Genomic DNA, 15,180 nt, shown 5'->3' with positions numbered 1-15,180 from the left:
GGTGAGGCACCCGGTCACGGCCCCCAAAAGCCCACCAAAGCCGTTCGCATAAGATATATTATGGAACAAGATGGTGGGTGCAGGTCCCGTGGTAGGCATCCGTTAACCATAAATCCCCGGCAATTTCCGGGTTTTCGGCTCTCCGATACCGACCCGGCCTGCAGCACACCGGATCGGGGCGAAGCTCTCGCAATCGTCACAATCGTCGGGCAACAGCCGGAGACATCGGGAAACAGAATCGGCTGCCAGACGTTTCGCCATGTTCCACCGCCCGCTCTTCGGTCTCATCCTCGCCACCGCCCTCGCCGGTCCGCTCGGCTTGTCCGGCGCTGGCGCGCAGCCCGATGCGCCGCCGGTCGTCGCGCCGCAGATGCCGGCCTCCGTCGAGCGCCTGCCGACGAAGCTGGCGCGGCTCGCCTCACAGCTCGGGCGCGACGGCGATGTACGGATCGTGGCCTTCGGTTCCTCCTCGACGGAAGGGGCGGGTGCCTCGTCCCCGGCCATGGCCTACCCTGCCCTGCTCGAGCGCGATTTGGAGGAGCGCCTCCAGATCGGCGCATCGAGCCGGCGCTCGATCACCGTGATCAACCGCGGCAAAGGCGGCGACACCGCCGAGGCGATGGCGCGGCGCCTGGAGCGCGACGTGCTGGCCGAGCGCCCGGACCTGGTGGTTTGGCAGACCGGCAGCAACGATCCGCTCGCCGGGGTGCCGCTGGAGCGCTTCGTCGAACTGACCCGTGCGGGCATCCTGGCGATCCGCGCCACGGGGGCCGACGTGGTGCTGATGGATCAGCAATGGTGCAGCAAGCTCTCGGGCATGGACGGCGCCGAGCGCTACGGCGAGGCCCTGCACGCGCTGGCCACCGAACTCCGCGTGCCGGTGATCCGCCGCCGCGCCCTGATGCAGTCCTGGGTCTCGCACGGCCTGTTGACCCCGGCCCAGATGATCGGCCCCGATGGCCTGCACATGACCGATGCCGGCTACCGCCAGCTCGCCAAGGCCGCCGCCGCCCAAATCCTCGTGGGCGCCGGCCTGATCCAGCCCTCGCTCGCCCGGAACTGACTGGGGCAGGGGTGGCTTTCGCGACCATGAAGCCCCCTCCCCGCGCTGTTGCATCTCGCGCTGTTGCATGAAGCAGGCCGAACTCACCGAGGCGGCGCTCGCCGTCTTCCTCGACGCCTTCTACGCCCGGGTGCGCCGCGATCCGCTGATCGGCCCCGTCTTCGCGGCCAAGATCCCGGACGCGGCGTGGCCGCGCCATCTCGCCACGATCCGCGATTTCTGGTCCTCGGTGCTGCTCAAGACCGGACGCTACAAGGGCAACCCGTTCGGCCGCCATCTCGGCATCGAAGGGATCAACCCTGCGCATTTCGCGCGCTGGCTCGGCCTGTTCGAGGAGACGGCCGCGGAGGTCTTCGTGCCGGAGATCGCGGGAGAGATCGTCGAGCGGGCGCATCGCATCGGCGACAGCCTGAAATCCGGGTTGTTCTTCCGGCCGGAGATGCGGACCGTAAGGCCCTGATCGTCTCTAGAGCATCATCCCGAAAGGTGGTTGCCGGCTTTCGGAAAAAGATGATGCAAAGGCAAAAAGTTAGAGCATCGTCCTGGATCCGATATCCAGGACGATGCTCTAGAGATCGACGGTCGCCGTCAGCCCGTCATGGGCCGGCACCACGTGTCCCGGCAGCTTCTTGGCCAGCGTCGCGTAGTCGAGATCGGTGTGGAGGTTCGTCAGGATGGCGCGGCGCGGCGCCACCTCCTCGATCAGGGCGAGCGCGTCCGAGACCGAGTAGTGCGACGGGTGAGGGGTCTCGCGCAGGGCATCGATGATGAGCAGGTCGAGGCCGTGCAGGCGGGACTTGGCCGCCTCCGGCATCAGGCTCACGTCCGGCGCGTAGGCGGCGGGGCCGAAGCGGAAGCCATGCGCGATCTCGTTGCCGTGCTCCATCGCGAAGGCGTCCGCCTCGATCGGACCGCCCCCGCCGTCGATAGTCAGGGGCTCGTCCGTCCGCATCTCGTGCAGGTCGAGGATCGGCGGGTAGAGGCTCCCCGGCGGCGTCTCGAAGGCGTAGCCGAAGCGCTTGATCAGCAGCGCGTGGGTGAGGGGGTCGGCATGGACCGGGATGCGCCGGTGCATGTGGATGACGAGGGGGCGCACGTCGTCGATGCCGTGGGTGTGGTCGGCATGCGCGTGGGTGTAGAGTAGGGCGTCGAGGCGCGTGACGCTGGCATCGATGAGCTGCTCGCGCAGGTCCGGCGAGGTATCGACCAGCACCGTCGTGGCCCCCTCCCCTTGCCCGTTGCCGGCCCCTTGTCGGCGCTCCACCAGCAGCGAGCAGCGGCGGCGGCGGTTGCGCGGCTCGGACGGGTCGCAGGCGCCCCAGCCGTAGCCGACCCGCGGCACGCCGCCGGACGAGCCGCAGCCGAGGATGCGCAGGGTCAGACTCGCCATGCGCCCTCCCCCATCATCATACGCTGACACCCTCGATCGCCGCGGCCTTCGAGAACAGCCGGTAGAAGTTGGCCGTCGTGCGCGCGGCAAAATCCTCGAAGGGCAGGCCGAGCGCCTTGGCCAGCACGCGGGCGGTGTCGGCGGTGTAGGCCGGTTCGCAGCGCCGGCCCCGGTGCGGCTCGGGCGCCAGGAACGGCGCGTCGGTCTCGACCAGGATGCGGTCGAGGGGCACGGCACGGGCGATGTCGCGCAGGGCGTCCGAGCGGCGGAAGGTGACGATGCCGGAGAACGAGACCGACAGGCCGAGCTCGACCCCGACTTCAGCGAGCCGCGCACCGGACGAGAAGCAGTGCAGCACCGCCTTGAACGGCCCTTTGGCCATCTCGTCGGTGAGCACCGCCTCCATATGCGCGTCGGCGTCGCGGGAATGGATCACCAGCGGCAGGCCGGAGAGGCGGGCGGCCTCGATATGGGCGCGCAGCACCCGCTCCTGCACCGCCTCCGGTGCGGCGTCCTCGTAATGGTAGTCGAGCCCCGCCTCACCGATGCCGACGCAGCGCGGGGCCTCGGCCAGGGCGGCGATGGTGTCGGCCGGCACGTCCGGTTCCTCGGCGGCGCCGTGCGGGTGGGTGCCCACCGTGTACCACACCGCCGCGTTCGCCTCGGCGAGCGCGCGGTAGCTGTCGGCCTTGGCGACCCGCGTCGAGATGGTGAGGAGGCGCGTCACGCCGGCCTCGGCCGCGCGGGCGATCACACCCGGAATGTCCTGCGCGAAGTCCGGGAAATCGAGGTGGCAGTGGCTGTCGACCAGCATGGTCTCTTCGGCGAATTCTTTTCGGGGTGAGCGATGCGGGGAAGCGGCCGCGTCAGGCCGCCGTCTCCGGCTTCTCGAAGCGGGGGAAGATCGGGGCCGGGGCGGGCAGCGCCGTGCCGCCCTGCAGGCTGTGCTCGGCGCCGGCGAAGGCGAAGCTGCGTTCGTTCACCGGCACGGCGAGCAGGTCGAGCAAGGCGGCACCCGCCGTCGGCACGAAGGGCTGCACCATCAGGCCGACCCGGTGCAGGGTCTCGACCGTGACGTAGAGCACCGTGTTCATGCGCGCCGGATCGCTTTTGCGCAGCTTCCACGGCTCTTCGGAGGCGAAGTAGCGGTTGGCTTCGCCGACCACGGCCCAGATCTCGGAGAGGATCGCGTGCAGGGCGAGGTTCTGCATCAACTCCCGCGCCCTCTCCGGCAGGGCTGCGGCGGCGGCGAGCAGGCGCTCGTCGGCTTGGGTGAAGGCGCCGGGCGCCGGCACCGTGCCCTCACAGTTCTTGGCGATCATCGAGAGCGAGCGCTGGGCGAGGTTGCCGAGGTCGTTGGCGAGGTCCGCGTTGATGCGGTTGATGATCGCCTCGTGGTCGTAATTGCCGTCGCCGCCGAAGGGCGCCTCGCGCAGGAGGAAGTAGCGCACCGGATCGACGCCGTAGGTGCCGACGAGATCGAGCGGATCGACCACGTTGCCGAGCGACTTCGACATCTTCTCGCCGCGGCTGAGAAAGAAGCCGTGGCCGAAGACGCGCTTGGGCAGCGGCAGCCCGGCCGACATCAGGAAGGCCGGCCAGTAGACCGCGTGGAAGCGGACGATGTCTTTGCCGATGATGTGCAAGCTCGCCGGCCAGAACCGGGCGTTGGCTGCCCCCGCATCGGGAAAGCCCGTCACCGTCAGGTAGTTGGTCAGGGCATCGACCCAGACATACATGACGTGGCCCGGCCGGTCCGGCACCGGCACGCCCCAGTCGAAGGTGGTGCGGCTGATCGAAAGATCCTTGAGGCCGGAGCGCACGAAGCTCGCGACCTCGTTCATCCGAGTCTCGGGGCTGAGGAAGTCCGGCTGCTCCGCATAGAGCTTGAGCAGGGGCTCTTGGTACTTCGAGAGGCGGAAGAGGTAGTTCTCCTCCTCCATCCACTCAACGGGCGTGTCCGTCTTGATCGAGCGGCGGTTGCCGTCGGGGCCGAGCGCGGTCTCCGACTCGTCGTAATAGGCCTCGTCGCGCACCGAGTACCAGCCGGCATATTTGGCGAGGTAGATGTCGCCGTTGGCCTCCATCCGCCGCCACAGCTCCTGGGCTGCGGCGTAGTGCTGGCTTTCCGTGGTGCGGATGAAGCGGTCGTAGGTGCAGTCGAGCCGGTCGGCCACCGCCTTGAATCGCCCGGCCATGTCGTCGACGAAGGCGCGCGGCGTCACGCCGGCTTTGGCCGCCGTCTGCTGGATCTTGAGGCCGTGCTCGTCGGTCCCGGTAGTGAACAGCACGTCGCGCCCGTCGAGGCGGTGGAAGCGGGCGATGGCATCGGTGGCGATCACCTCGTAGGCGTGGCCGATATGCGGCGCGCCGTTGGGGTAGGAGATCGCCGTGGTGATGAGGAAGGGCTCGTTCGCCTTCTCGCTCGCGCTCACGTCAGAAGTTGTCCCGGGTGCAGGGGTCGGACTGTCATGCCTTGTGGCGCGCAACGTCCCGCGACGCAACCGGCCTGCCGGGTATCGCGCCGTCGGCGCTCGGCCCGAAGCCGGGCTCCCTTGAGAACGCAAAAGAGCCCTGCCGGGACCCGGCAGGGCTCTTTGACGTCACGTGCTCTTGCGGGGTCGAGGACGCTCAGGCGGCGCGCTGGGCGGCGACGGGCAGGACGTTCTCGTTGCCGATCCTGACGGCAGCGCGCTTCGCGGAAGCAGGCGCGGCCCCGCCGAGAGCCACGAACTCGCCCGCAGCAGCGGTATCGGCCTTCGGACCCAAACGGTTGGCCACCAGGGTGACCAGAGCGATGTTGGCGACACCGGCAGTGAGGGCGGCGAGCAGAGCCAGGGAGATCATGGGGGGCATCCCGTGCGGTTTGTTGCGTTGCAGCGTATGTGCCACCAAACAGGCTCCTCTGGTATACCAAGCACCAAATGCCAGATATTCGCTGGACGCATGTGTCGGGCACTGCGAGTCCTGAGACCCGAGCATTTTGCATTATGGTGCTATAATGCTCAGTAATTCGCTTTATTCTGCATGGACACGGCCGGGATCATCGGGTTAATCCTCGGCAGCGCTGCGACCGGCCGGTAAGATCCCAGCGTAGGCCACAAGCGTCGGTTCACCCTCGCCGACGACTTCGAGGACGGTTTGCATGTCAGTCGCCAAGCTTCGCCAGACCGAGGAGCAGTGGATCGAGCTCCCTGAGCCGAATCTTGACCTTTACATGCTGCGCTCATGCCGCCGTGCCGCGAACGACAACCGCCGTCCGCCCGCCGAGATCTTTCGTTTTGTGCAAATCGGCGCCTGCGTGGCCCTGATCGGTGCCACCACCCTCATCGGTGCTTTGATCTAACGACCTGCGCTCGAGTCGGCAGGCGCCCTTTTCAGCTCATCAAGACGGCGACGGACTCCGCGTTGCGCCCGACAACTCCCGGAAGGCCGCGAGCACCAGCGGCCGGCGGTCGAGATTGTAGATCGCTGCCTCGCGGGCCGTGGACGCGATGCGCTCGGCGGCCTCGACCAGGGCCAGCAGAGAGGCCGGGCCCTCCCCCTTGCGCCGGTCGATCTCGGCGGCGACGTGGCGCTGCATCGCATCGAGCACCGTGGCGAGCAAGGGTTCGGCGTCGCGGCCGGCGAGCGTTTCGGCGAGCTTGAGCACGCGCCGCCCGTCCGGCTCGGGCAGCCCGGCGAGAAGAGCCGAAACCTCGGCCTCGACCGCGGCGGTGGCGGGGTCGAGGAGCGCCACCGCGCGGGCGACCGAGCCTTCGCAGAGGGAGACGGCGCGCGCCAGAGCCGCCGGCTCGGGCCGGGGGAAGGGCGCCGGAAACCCCTCGATCACCGCGCGCACGTCCGCCTCGGGCAGCGCACGCAGCGCCAGTGCCCGGCAGCGCGAGCGGATCGTCGGCAGCAGGCGGCCCGGCGCGTGGGAGACAATGAGGAAGATGGCGCGCGGCGGCGGCTCCTCGATCATCTTCAGGAGCGCGTTGGCGCTGTTGGCGTTCAGATCCTCGGCGCTGTCGACGATGCAGACGCGCCAGCCGCCCTCCCCGCCCGCGGTGGCCCCGAACAGAGCGAGCGCCTCGCGGGCGGCATCGACCGAGATGCGGGTCGGCAGCGTCTTGGCGCCCGGCGCCTGGACCCGGCGCAGCGCCACCAGATTCGGGTGCGAAAGGGCCGTCACCTGCCGCGCGGCCGGGTGGTCCTCTGGTACGTCGAGGGAATCGGGGGAGGGGAGCGTGCGCGGGTCGGCCACGAGCCGGCGCGCGACCCGGTAGGCCAGCGTCGCCTTGCCGATGCCGGTGGGACCACCGATCAGCCACGCATGATGGAGCCGGCCCACGGCGAGCGCCCCCGCGAAGGCGGCCTCCGCGTGAGCGTGCCCAAGGAGGCGGTTCTGCTCGCGCGGGCGCGGGACGTGGGCGAGATCGCCTGCCTCGGCCTCGGTGCGGGCGTCGCGGGCGGTCCGGGCGGAATCAGGCCGCATGACCTTGTCCTTCCCGCTCCTTACCCACTTCCCCCTGCCCTTCTCCCGCGGCTGGCAGCAGATCCGGCCACCGGGCGGCGATGGCGGCGGCGATGGCGGCCTCGACCGCATCGGGTCCGAGATCCGCGTCGATGACGCGGCAGCGCTTCGGCTCGGCCTCGGCAATGCCGTGGAAGGCCGTCCGCAGACGCTCGTGGAACCGCATGCCCTCGGCCTCGAAGCGGTCGGCAGGTTCGCCCGCCCCGCGCCGCTGTGCCCGGGCGAGGCCGGCCTCGGGCGGCAGATCGAGGATCAGGGTGAGGTCGGGGCGCAAATCCTCGAGCGTCACTCGCTCCAGGCTGTCGATCAGCGCCGGATCGAGGCCGCCGGCCGCGCCCTGATAGGCGCGGGTCGAGTCGGAGAAGCGGTCGCACAGCACGATCGCGCCGCGGCTCAGGGCCGGGCTGATCAAATTCTCGATGTGGTCGATGCGGGCGGCGGCGAACATCAGCGCCTCGGCGAAGGGCCCGTAAGGCTTGGCCACGCCCCGCAACAGCGCCGCCCGCAGGGCTTCCGCCCGGTCCGTCCCGCCGGGCTCGCGGGTGGTCACGACCTCGCGCCCGCTCACCCTTCGCAAGGTCTCGGCGAGGCGCGCGATCTGGGTGGACTTGCCCGCCCCCTCGCCGCCCTCGAAGGTGATGAAGACGCCCCGCGGCGCATCGCTCGACATGGATTGCGGGCTAGCACAGTGGGAGACGGGGCGCGACCATCGCTAAAGCATCAGCCTGGATATCGGATCCAGGACGATGCTTTAGCCCATTGCTTTTGCATCGTCTTTTTCCGAAAGCCGGCAACCACCTTTCGGGACGATGCTCTAGACCGCCGTGCCCTTGCGCCCGGTCAGCCAGGAGGCCCCCAGCACCACGAGGCCGACGGCAGCGATCATCAGGGTCGAGGCGGCGTTGATCTCCGGGTTCACCCCGAGGCGGACCTGGCTGTAGATCCGCATTGGCAGGGTGGTGGCGCCGGGCCCCGAGACGAAGCTCGCGATCACGAGATCGTCCAGAGACAGGGTGAAGGCGAGCAGGAACCCGGCGGCGACGGAGGGCGCGATCAGCGGCAGGGTGATACTGAGGAAGACGCGGGCCGGCCCCGCGCCGAGGTCGGCGGCAGCCTCCTCCAGGGAGCGGTCGAGCCCTTTCAGGCGCGCACCCACCACCACCGCGACGAAGCCCGTGGCGAAGGTCGCATGCGCGATGACGAGCGTCGCGATGCCCCGGTCGAGGCCGATGCCGACGAAGAGGAGCAGCAGCGACAGACCGGTGATGACTTCCGGCATCACCATCGGTGCGTAGAGCAGCCCGGTATAGGCGCCGCGCCCGAAAAAGCGCCCGTGCCGGTCGAGCGCCAGCGCGGCGCATGTGCCGAGCACCCCGGCGATCGCGGCCGACAGGACGGCGACCTTGAGCGAGACGAGTGCCGAGGCGATCAGCGGCCCGTCCCGGAACAGCACCCCGTACCAGCGCGTCGAGAACCCGCCCCAGACGGTCACGAGCTTCGAATCGTTGAAGGAATAGGCGACCAGCACGAGGATCGGCGCGTAGAGGAAGGCCAGCGCGAGGGCGAGCGCCGTGCGGGCGAAGAGGCTCATCGCCTTCCCCCCTCCGCCGCTTCCTCGCGGCGCAGCTCGGCCTCACGAAACAGCACCACGGGGCCGACCACGAGGATCAGCAGTATCACCGCTACGGCGGAGGCGAGCGGCCAGTCGCGGTTGGAGAAGAACTCGCTCCACAGCACGCGCCCGAGCATCAGCGTGTCGGAGCCGCCGAGCAGATCGGGGATGATGAACTCGCCGACCATCGGGATGAAGCAGAGCAGCGCCCCGGCGGCGAGGCCGGGCAGGCTGAGCGGCAGGGTGACGGTGAAGAAGGCCCGCGCCCGCGAGGCGCCGAGATCGGCGGCAGCCTCGGTGAGCGCCGGGTCGAGCCGGCTCATCACCGCGTAGAGCGGCAGCACCATGAAGGGCAGGTAGGCGTAAGCGAGACCGATCAGCACGCCGAAGGGCGAATCGAGGATCGGCAGCGGCGCGGCGATCAGGCCGAGTTTCAGGAGGGCCGCGTTGAGCAGGCCCTCGGGCTTCAGGATCGCGATCCAGGCATAGACCCGGATCAGAAAACTCGTCCAGAACGGCACGATGACGAGCGCCACCAGGATCGGCTGCCAGCGCGCCGAGGCGCGGGCCATGGCGTAGGCCGTCGGCGTGCCGATCAGGACAAGGATCGCGGTGGCGAGCGCGGCATAGCCCAGCGAGGAGAGGGCGGCATCGCGGTAGAGCGCGTCGGCTGCGATCATCTGGTAGTTCTGGAAGTCGAGCGCCTCGAAGAACTCGCGCCATCCCTCCAGGCCGCCATCCCATTCGAGCACCGGCAGGTAGGGCGGCTGCGCGGTGGCCGGCGAGGAGAAGCTGATCTTCAGCGTCACCGCGAAGGGCACGAGGAAGAACAACGCCAGCCACAGCAGCGGCAAGCCCCGGACGAGACCACGGCCCAGACGCTGAGAGAACTCGCTCATGCCGGCAGAATCCACGCGGATTCGGCGGGCACCTCGAGGGTGACGGTCTTGCCGACGGCCGGGATCGGGCCGGGCGCCGGCAGGGCGGCGGAGGCGCGTAACGTCGTGCCGTTCGCCATCTCGACCCGGTAGCGGATGCGGTCGCCGAGGAAGGTCGCCTCGCTCAGAAGGCCGGACAACCCATCGGAGGCCCCCTCCCCGCGCACGATCAGACGCTCGGGCCGAACCGCGATCACCACCGCGTTGCCCGCCTCGCCCTCGCCGCTCGCGCGCAGGATGCCGAGAGCCGTCTCGACGCTGCGGATTCGGCCGGGTTCGGCCCGCCCGAGGCGGCCGTCGATCAGGTTCACGTCGCCAAGCAGGCCCGCGACGTAGCGGCTTGCCGGGCGCTCGTAGAGCGCGCGCGCCGGCCCCACCTGCACGAGGCGTCCACGCTCCATGACTCCGATCCGGTCGGCGAGCGCCATCGCTTCCGCGGCATCGTGGGTGACGACGATGAAGCTCGTGCCGAGCCGCCGCTGGATCGCCCGCAATTCCGCTTGCGTCTCCTCGCGCAGGGCGCGGTCGAGCGCTCCGAGCGGCTCGTCGAGAAGCAGGAGGCGCGGCTCGCGGGCGAGTGCGCGGGCCAGGGCCACCCGCTGGCGCTGGCCGCCCGAGAGTGTGTCGGGGCGGCGCCCCTCGAAGCCTTCGAGCCGCACGAGCCGGAGGAGATCCTTCACCCGCCCGGCGGCCTGCGCCCGGCTCAGGCCCAGACCCTTCAAGCCGTAGGCGAGGTTGGCCGCCACGCTCATATGCGGGAACAGCGCGTAGGACTGGAACATCATGTTGACCGGCCGCCGGTGGGGCGGCAGCGCCGTCAGATCGGTCTCACCGAGGCGGATCGTGCCGGAATCCGGCGTCTCGAACCCCGCCACCATCCGCAGCAGGGTGCTCTTGCCGCAGCCGGACGGCCCGAGCAGACAGAAGAACTCACCTTCCGCGAGGTCGAGGGAGACCGCATCGACGGCCGTCTGCGCGGAAAAGCGCTTGGTGACCCGCTCCAGGCGGAGCCTCTGGTTCGGAAGGGGAGTGCTTGCGTGCAAGATGGATCTTCGAACCGGTGCCGCGACGGATCTCGGCGACGTACCTTGGGAAGCCTGCCCTGAGAAGCTGCGCCTCGGAACGCCTCAGGCGTCCTCGCGCAGCGCCTCCTGCACCCGCGCCTCCAGCAGGTCGGGGCGGCGGATGACGAGGGCGCCCCGGGTGCGGTCGATCAGGCCCTCGCCCGCCATCACCGTGAACTCGCGTGTCACCTGCTCCCGGCGGCAGCCGATGCGGGCGGCCAGAACGTGGTGGTAGGGCGGCGGCGTCACCACCCGCTCACCCACGGAATCGCTCCCCTGCCCGGCCCGCGGCACGGAGAGGCGCAGCAGTTCGGCGTAGAGACGGTGGCGCAGGTCGAGCAGCGCGTGCTCCATCAGCCGTGTGTTCAACTCGCGCACCCGCTTGGCGAGCAGGCGGAACAGCCGGTCGGCGATGGCCTCGGAGGCGAACACGATCTGGCGGAAGACAGGGGCGGGCACCACGCAGACCTCGCCGCGGGTGAGCGCCGTGACGTTGGCCGAACGGCCGATGCCATCCAGCGCCGCCAACTCGCCGAAGAAGGCGCCGGTGCGCATCTCGCCGAGGATGACCTCCTTGCCGGATTGCGACCGGTTGAGGATGCGTACTTCCCCCATGGCGAGGAAATACACGTCGGTGGAGATGTCGTCGTAATCGACGAGCGTCTCGTTCTCGTCGAAGCGCCGCCAGTGGCAGCGCGTCTCGAATGGGGAGAGATCGACACCCGGTTCCTTGAAGAACGGGATGCTCGCCAACCGGCCTGTCGCCACGCCTCTTGTACCTTAGTCTACGCGCGTAGACTGAATGGTGAGGCTCCTGCCGGGGCGGGTCAAGTCGCTGGGCGCGGCGGCCGGACGATTGACGTGGACGGCGCGGGCCTTCGGCCGGCAGCGGCTCCGCACGCGGCAGGCCCGATGCCCCGATTCCCTCTCTCGATGGGCGCGCGTCGTGTGACCGTCATGGCGCCGAAAGACCAGAATGAGAAGCACTTAGCTGAAGAACGAATTGGGACTCCCTGGTCGGCTTCCATGAACTTGCCCGTTGTGCAACAGGTTTTTTGTACTTCAAGTAATCATTTTCCGCGTGATTTCAGTGGTCATTAACCGTAAAGTTTGGACGCGGATCTGAAACAATCGCGGAGTTAACCGATGTTAGCAGGTTACCGTGACTTATTTCTGCAGGACGCTTTCAAAGTAGGACTGATTTCATCCTCAGGGAGTCGCAATGATATCGGATGTCTCATTTGGGATGAGACACCCGATGGTGTCGATGTCGAGGTTGGCCCAGGTGTCGTCGTTCCTGATTCTGTGCGCTTATCCATCGACTGCCTGAAAATCGATTGTCGTTGCGCCGTCGTCGAACGCGAGGGTTGCCGTCTTCATCTCGCCTTCGTCCGCTGAGGGGGCATCGCGCGGGCATCCGCTGCGAACACCTGAACCGCCAAGCATTTGCAAGATCGCGCGATCCGTAGGAATCGTGACACCGCGATTTCACGAGCGTGTGAGCCCCCGCACCCGTAAGGGCCGGAAACGAGGCTAGAGCCGTATCCAACCTGATTGCATCAGGCCGGCGTCTCTAGATCCTTGTTTTGACGCGCATTCTTTCGACGAACCGGTTTTCACGTCGTCGGAATGCGCTCTAGCTTCGCCGCTCCCGTATCGGACGGTCGGCCTATGGACGATAGTTTTTTCCTGAGCGCGGCACTGATCGTGCTGGCGCTCGCGCTGTCCGGTCCGGCCGGCCTGCTGCTGGCATTGCGGCAGCGCCACCATATCCGGGTGCTCGAGCGGCGCCTCGCTCTGGTGGAGGCGCGTCCGATCGCCGGCGCCAAGCCCATCGCAGCTCCGATCCCTGCGCCGGAGCCGGTTCGTCCGGAAGCGGCGCCTGAAGCGGTGCCACCCGCTCCGTCGCCCGTCTCCCCGCCCGCACCGCCGCGCAGTGCCGTTCCAGCCGTGGCACGGGAGCGGCCGATTTCGGCCCCCGCCCCCTCCATCGAGGAGCGCTTCGGCACCCGCTGGACCGTGTGGGTCGGCGGCCTCGCCCTCGCCTTCGGCGCGGTGCTGCTCGTGCGCTACTCGGCCGAGCGCGGCCTGTTCGGGCCGGGCGTGCGTATCGCGGGCGCTCTTGCCCTCGCCTTCGGCCTCGTCGGGCTCGGAGAGTTCCTGAGACGGCGCCTGCGCGGATCGGAGCCTGTGCCTCCGATCTGGCCCGATGTGCCGGCCATGGTCACCGCCGCCGGCACGGTCGGCCTGTTCGGCGCGGTCTACGCCGCGCACGCCCTCTACGGCTTCATCGGGCCGGGCCTGGCCTTCGCGGGATTGGCGGCGACGGGCCTCGCCGCCATGGTCGCCGCCCTGCTGCACGGGCCGGCGCTCGCCGGGATCGGCCTCGTCGGTGCGCTCGCCACGCCGCTTCTCGTCGGGGGCGGGGGGACGAGCCTTTGGCCGCTCGCCCTCTACCTGCCTGTGGTGGCAGGCAGCGCCTACGCCTTCGCCTGGCTGAAGGGCTGGCGTGCGCTCGCGGTAGCGGGCGGCGTCGGCGCGGCGGCCTGGGCCCTGTTCCTCACCGTCCTGCCCGGTGAGAGTGTCGCCGTGCAGGTTCACCTCGTGCTGCAGCAGGCGCTGGCGATCCTCGTCTTCGCCGTCCTGCCGGGGCGCGGCGTGCCCGATGAGCAAGCGCGCCTCGACCGCTTCGCCGCCCTCGCCCTCACGGTGACGGGGGGCGTGGCGCTGGCGGTGCTCGGCCTGACGGCGCATGCGGGCGGCGGCCTGGGTTGGGCCGCCGCCGCCCTGGCGGCGACCGTGCTGCCCGCGCTTGCGGGTTTCATCGCCGCGCCCGCCGCCGCAGGGGGCGTCGTCGCGGCCCTGACGCTCGCCGGCGCCCTCGTGCTCTGGCCGGAGGCGGCCGAGCCTTTGAACGCCCCCTTCTTCTTCCTCTGGTCCGGCACGGACCATCCCGGCCTGCTGCTGGCACTGGCCTTGGCCGGATCGCTCGCGGTCGCGGGTCTCGGCGCGCTGCGGCTCCTGGGGGCCAGCCGCCTGCCCTACGTCACTGCGCTGGCCTTCGCGGCGGGCGCGGCGGGGGCGCCCCTCGCGGCACTCGCCCTGGCCTATCTGCGAATCACGGGCGGCGCGGTGGCGCCGGACTTCGCCGCCGCCGCGGGGGGGCTGGCCGCCGGATTCTGCGGTCTTGCCGTCCTGTGCCGACGGCAGGGCGACGCGACCCCCTCCCCGGCCCTTGACCTCGGGCTCGGCGCCTTCGCCGCGGCGGCGGTGGCGAGCCTGTGCCTCGGCCTCGTCTTCGCCCTCGCGGGCGGCTCGCTGACGCCGGCCCTCGCCGGGGCGGCGCTCGCCACCGGCCTGATCGCCCGGCGCCTCGATATCCCGGCCCTGCGCTGGTGCGTGGCAGGTCTGGCCGTCATCGTCGCCGCGCGGCTCGCCTGGGATCCGGCGCTGATCCAGGGCGGCCTGTCGGACCGGCTCATCCTCAACGGGCTCGTGACCGCCTACGGCCTGCCGGCCCTGTGCTTCGGCCTTGCCGCCTGGGCGATCCGCCGACCGGATCGCCCGGCGGACATCCCGGAGCAGGTAGCGCAGGCCTTGAGCCTTCTGCTCTCGGGCCTGTTCGTCTTCTTGGAGATCCGTCACACGCTCCATGGCGGCACCCTGGCCGATCCGGGTACGAGCGTGCTGGAACAGGGTCTGACGACGCTGACCGCCCTCGGCTTCTCCCTGGTGCTGGTGCGGTTCTCCGGTCCCTCGGCCTCGCCGGTGATCCGCTTCGGCGGCCTCGCCTTCGCCTGCCTCGCCCTGTTCCAGGGCGCGCTGGGTCTCGGGCTCGCCGCCAACCCGCTCCTCACCGACGAGCCAGTCACGGGCGGGCTCATCCTGAACGACGCCGTGCTCGCCTACGCCCTGCCGGCGGCGGCGGCCTTCGCCCTGGCGCGGGCGGCGCGGCAGGCGGGACAAGACGTGCGGCCCGTCTGGTTCGTGCGCATGGCCGGCGGCCTGGGGCTGGCCCTGAGCTTCCTCGCCCTGTGCCTTGCCGTACGCCACGGCTTCCAGGGCGAGCGGCTCGGGCTCGACCGGGAGACCGGGCAGGCGGAGTGGTACGCCTACTCGGCGGTATGGCTCGGCCTGGGCCTCGTCGCCCTCGGCTACGGCATCCTGCGCGGGTCGGCGACCGCGCGGCTGGCCTCCGCCGTGCTGGTGGGGCTGGCGACGCTCAAGGTGTTCCTGTTCGACCTCTCGGGCCTGGAGGGGCCGCTGCGGGCGCTGTCCTTCCTCGGGCTCGGCGGCTGCCTGATCGGCATCGGTCTCGTCTACCAGCGCCTCGTCTTCGCGCCCGCTCCCCGGCCGGCCACGCCGGATGCGTGAGACGGTCCCGTTCCGGCACGCGGCCCGTTTTCGGCATTGACCGTCGGCTAACCGGTCGCGGTCAGTCTACTGGGGAGCCACGTTGCGTATCGGCTCGGTCGTGCGAACGACACCCCCCGCCGTCCCCGAGTGGACGGCGGGGACGCCTGCACCGTCCCGCTCGAAGGCCGGACGCGAGCGCGGTTCGACGAAGCGGTGATGCAATGCCGCCGAACGCCCTCTC

General features: G+C 69.9%; 14 protein-coding genes. 4 read left to right on the top strand and 10 right to left on the bottom strand.

Going from position 1 to position 15,180, the window contains the following annotated elements; all coding sequences use genetic code 11:
• Window positions 1-259 precede the first annotated feature (259 nt).
• Together J2W78_RS08390 and J2W78_RS08385 are read left to right on the top strand one after the other, a co-directional pair.
• Window positions 260-1,063, top strand: a complete 804-nt coding sequence (locus J2W78_RS08390) for an SGNH/GDSL hydrolase family protein (RefSeq protein ID WP_253369674.1) — start codon at window positions 260-262, stop codon at window positions 1,061-1,063.
• 67 nt (window positions 1,064-1,130) lie between these two features.
• Window positions 1,131-1,523, top strand: a complete 393-nt coding sequence (locus J2W78_RS08385; protein ID WP_253369672.1) for a group III truncated hemoglobin — start codon at window positions 1,131-1,133, stop codon at window positions 1,521-1,523.
• Window positions 1,524-1,631: 108 nt separating this feature from the next.
• Here the strand turns inward: J2W78_RS08385 and J2W78_RS08380 are convergent, their stop codons facing one another.
• The 4 genes from J2W78_RS08380 to J2W78_RS08365 form a co-directional block, all read right to left on the bottom strand.
• Complete coding sequence (locus J2W78_RS08380) at window positions 1,632-2,453, bottom strand: MBL fold metallo-hydrolase (protein ID WP_253369670.1); 822 nt, start codon at window positions 2,451-2,453, stop codon at window positions 1,632-1,634.
• Between the two features lie 16 nt (window positions 2,454-2,469).
• Window positions 2,470-3,267 (bottom strand): TatD family hydrolase, encoded by a 798-nt coding sequence (locus J2W78_RS08375; RefSeq protein ID WP_253369668.1) that lies wholly within the window; start codon window positions 3,265-3,267, stop codon window positions 2,470-2,472.
• A 52-nt stretch (window positions 3,268-3,319) separates the two neighbouring features.
• A complete protein-coding gene (gene metG / locus J2W78_RS08370) occupies window positions 3,320-4,888 on the bottom strand; it encodes a methionine--tRNA ligase (RefSeq protein ID WP_253369666.1) in 1,569 nt (522 codons plus the stop codon).
• Window positions 4,889-5,084: 196 nt separating this feature from the next.
• Window positions 5,085-5,300: a hypothetical protein gene (locus tag J2W78_RS08365; RefSeq protein ID WP_253369664.1), complete on the bottom strand. Its 216-nt coding sequence runs from the start codon at window positions 5,298-5,300 to the stop codon at window positions 5,085-5,087.
• 298 nt (window positions 5,301-5,598) lie between these two features.
• Here J2W78_RS08365 and J2W78_RS08360 point away from each other — a divergent pair, with 298 nt between their 5' ends.
• Complete coding sequence (locus tag J2W78_RS08360; protein WP_253369662.1) at window positions 5,599-5,799, top strand: hypothetical protein; 201 nt, start codon at window positions 5,599-5,601, stop codon at window positions 5,797-5,799.
• Between the two features lie 39 nt (window positions 5,800-5,838).
• Here the strand turns inward: J2W78_RS08360 and J2W78_RS08355 are convergent, their stop codons facing one another.
• The 6 genes from J2W78_RS08355 to J2W78_RS08330 form a co-directional block, all read right to left on the bottom strand.
• Window positions 5,839-6,930, bottom strand: a complete 1,092-nt coding sequence (locus J2W78_RS08355; protein ID WP_253369661.1) for a DNA polymerase III subunit delta' — start codon at window positions 6,928-6,930, stop codon at window positions 5,839-5,841.
• On the bottom strand, window positions 6,920-7,639 hold the full coding sequence (gene tmk / locus J2W78_RS08350; protein ID WP_253369658.1) for a dTMP kinase: 720 nt from the start codon (window positions 7,637-7,639) through the stop codon (window positions 6,920-6,922). Before tmk ends, J2W78_RS08355 begins: the two co-directional genes overlap by 11 nt.
• Window positions 7,640-7,783: 144 nt before the next feature.
• Entirely contained in the window at window positions 7,784-8,560 is a 777-nt protein-coding gene (locus J2W78_RS08345) for an ABC transporter permease (RefSeq protein ID WP_253369657.1), read from the bottom strand.
• Window positions 8,557-9,480, bottom strand: a complete 924-nt coding sequence (locus J2W78_RS08340; protein ID WP_253369655.1) for an ABC transporter permease — start codon at window positions 9,478-9,480, stop codon at window positions 8,557-8,559. The genes J2W78_RS08345 and J2W78_RS08340 overlap by 4 nt, the downstream gene beginning before the upstream one ends.
• On the bottom strand, window positions 9,477-10,562 hold the full coding sequence (locus J2W78_RS08335) for an ABC transporter ATP-binding protein (protein WP_253369653.1): 1,086 nt from the start codon (window positions 10,560-10,562) through the stop codon (window positions 9,477-9,479). Before J2W78_RS08335 ends, J2W78_RS08340 begins: the two co-directional genes overlap by 4 nt.
• Before the next feature lie 84 nt (window positions 10,563-10,646).
• Complete coding sequence (locus tag J2W78_RS08330) at window positions 10,647-11,351, bottom strand: Crp/Fnr family transcriptional regulator (RefSeq protein ID WP_253369651.1); 705 nt, start codon at window positions 11,349-11,351, stop codon at window positions 10,647-10,649.
• 903 nt (window positions 11,352-12,254) lie between these two features.
• Here J2W78_RS08330 and J2W78_RS08325 point away from each other — a divergent pair.
• Window positions 12,255-14,957, top strand: a complete 2,703-nt coding sequence (locus J2W78_RS08325; RefSeq protein WP_253369649.1) for a DUF2339 domain-containing protein — start codon at window positions 12,255-12,257, stop codon at window positions 14,955-14,957.
• Window positions 14,958-15,180 lie beyond the last annotated feature (223 nt).

Source organism: Methylorubrum extorquens, from assembly GCF_024169925.1.
GTDB lineage: Bacteria > Pseudomonadota > Alphaproteobacteria > Rhizobiales > Beijerinckiaceae > Methylobacterium > Methylobacterium extorquens_A.
The sequence above is the reverse complement of the archived record's forward strand: the minus strand, read 5'-3'. Positions and strand labels throughout refer to the sequence as shown.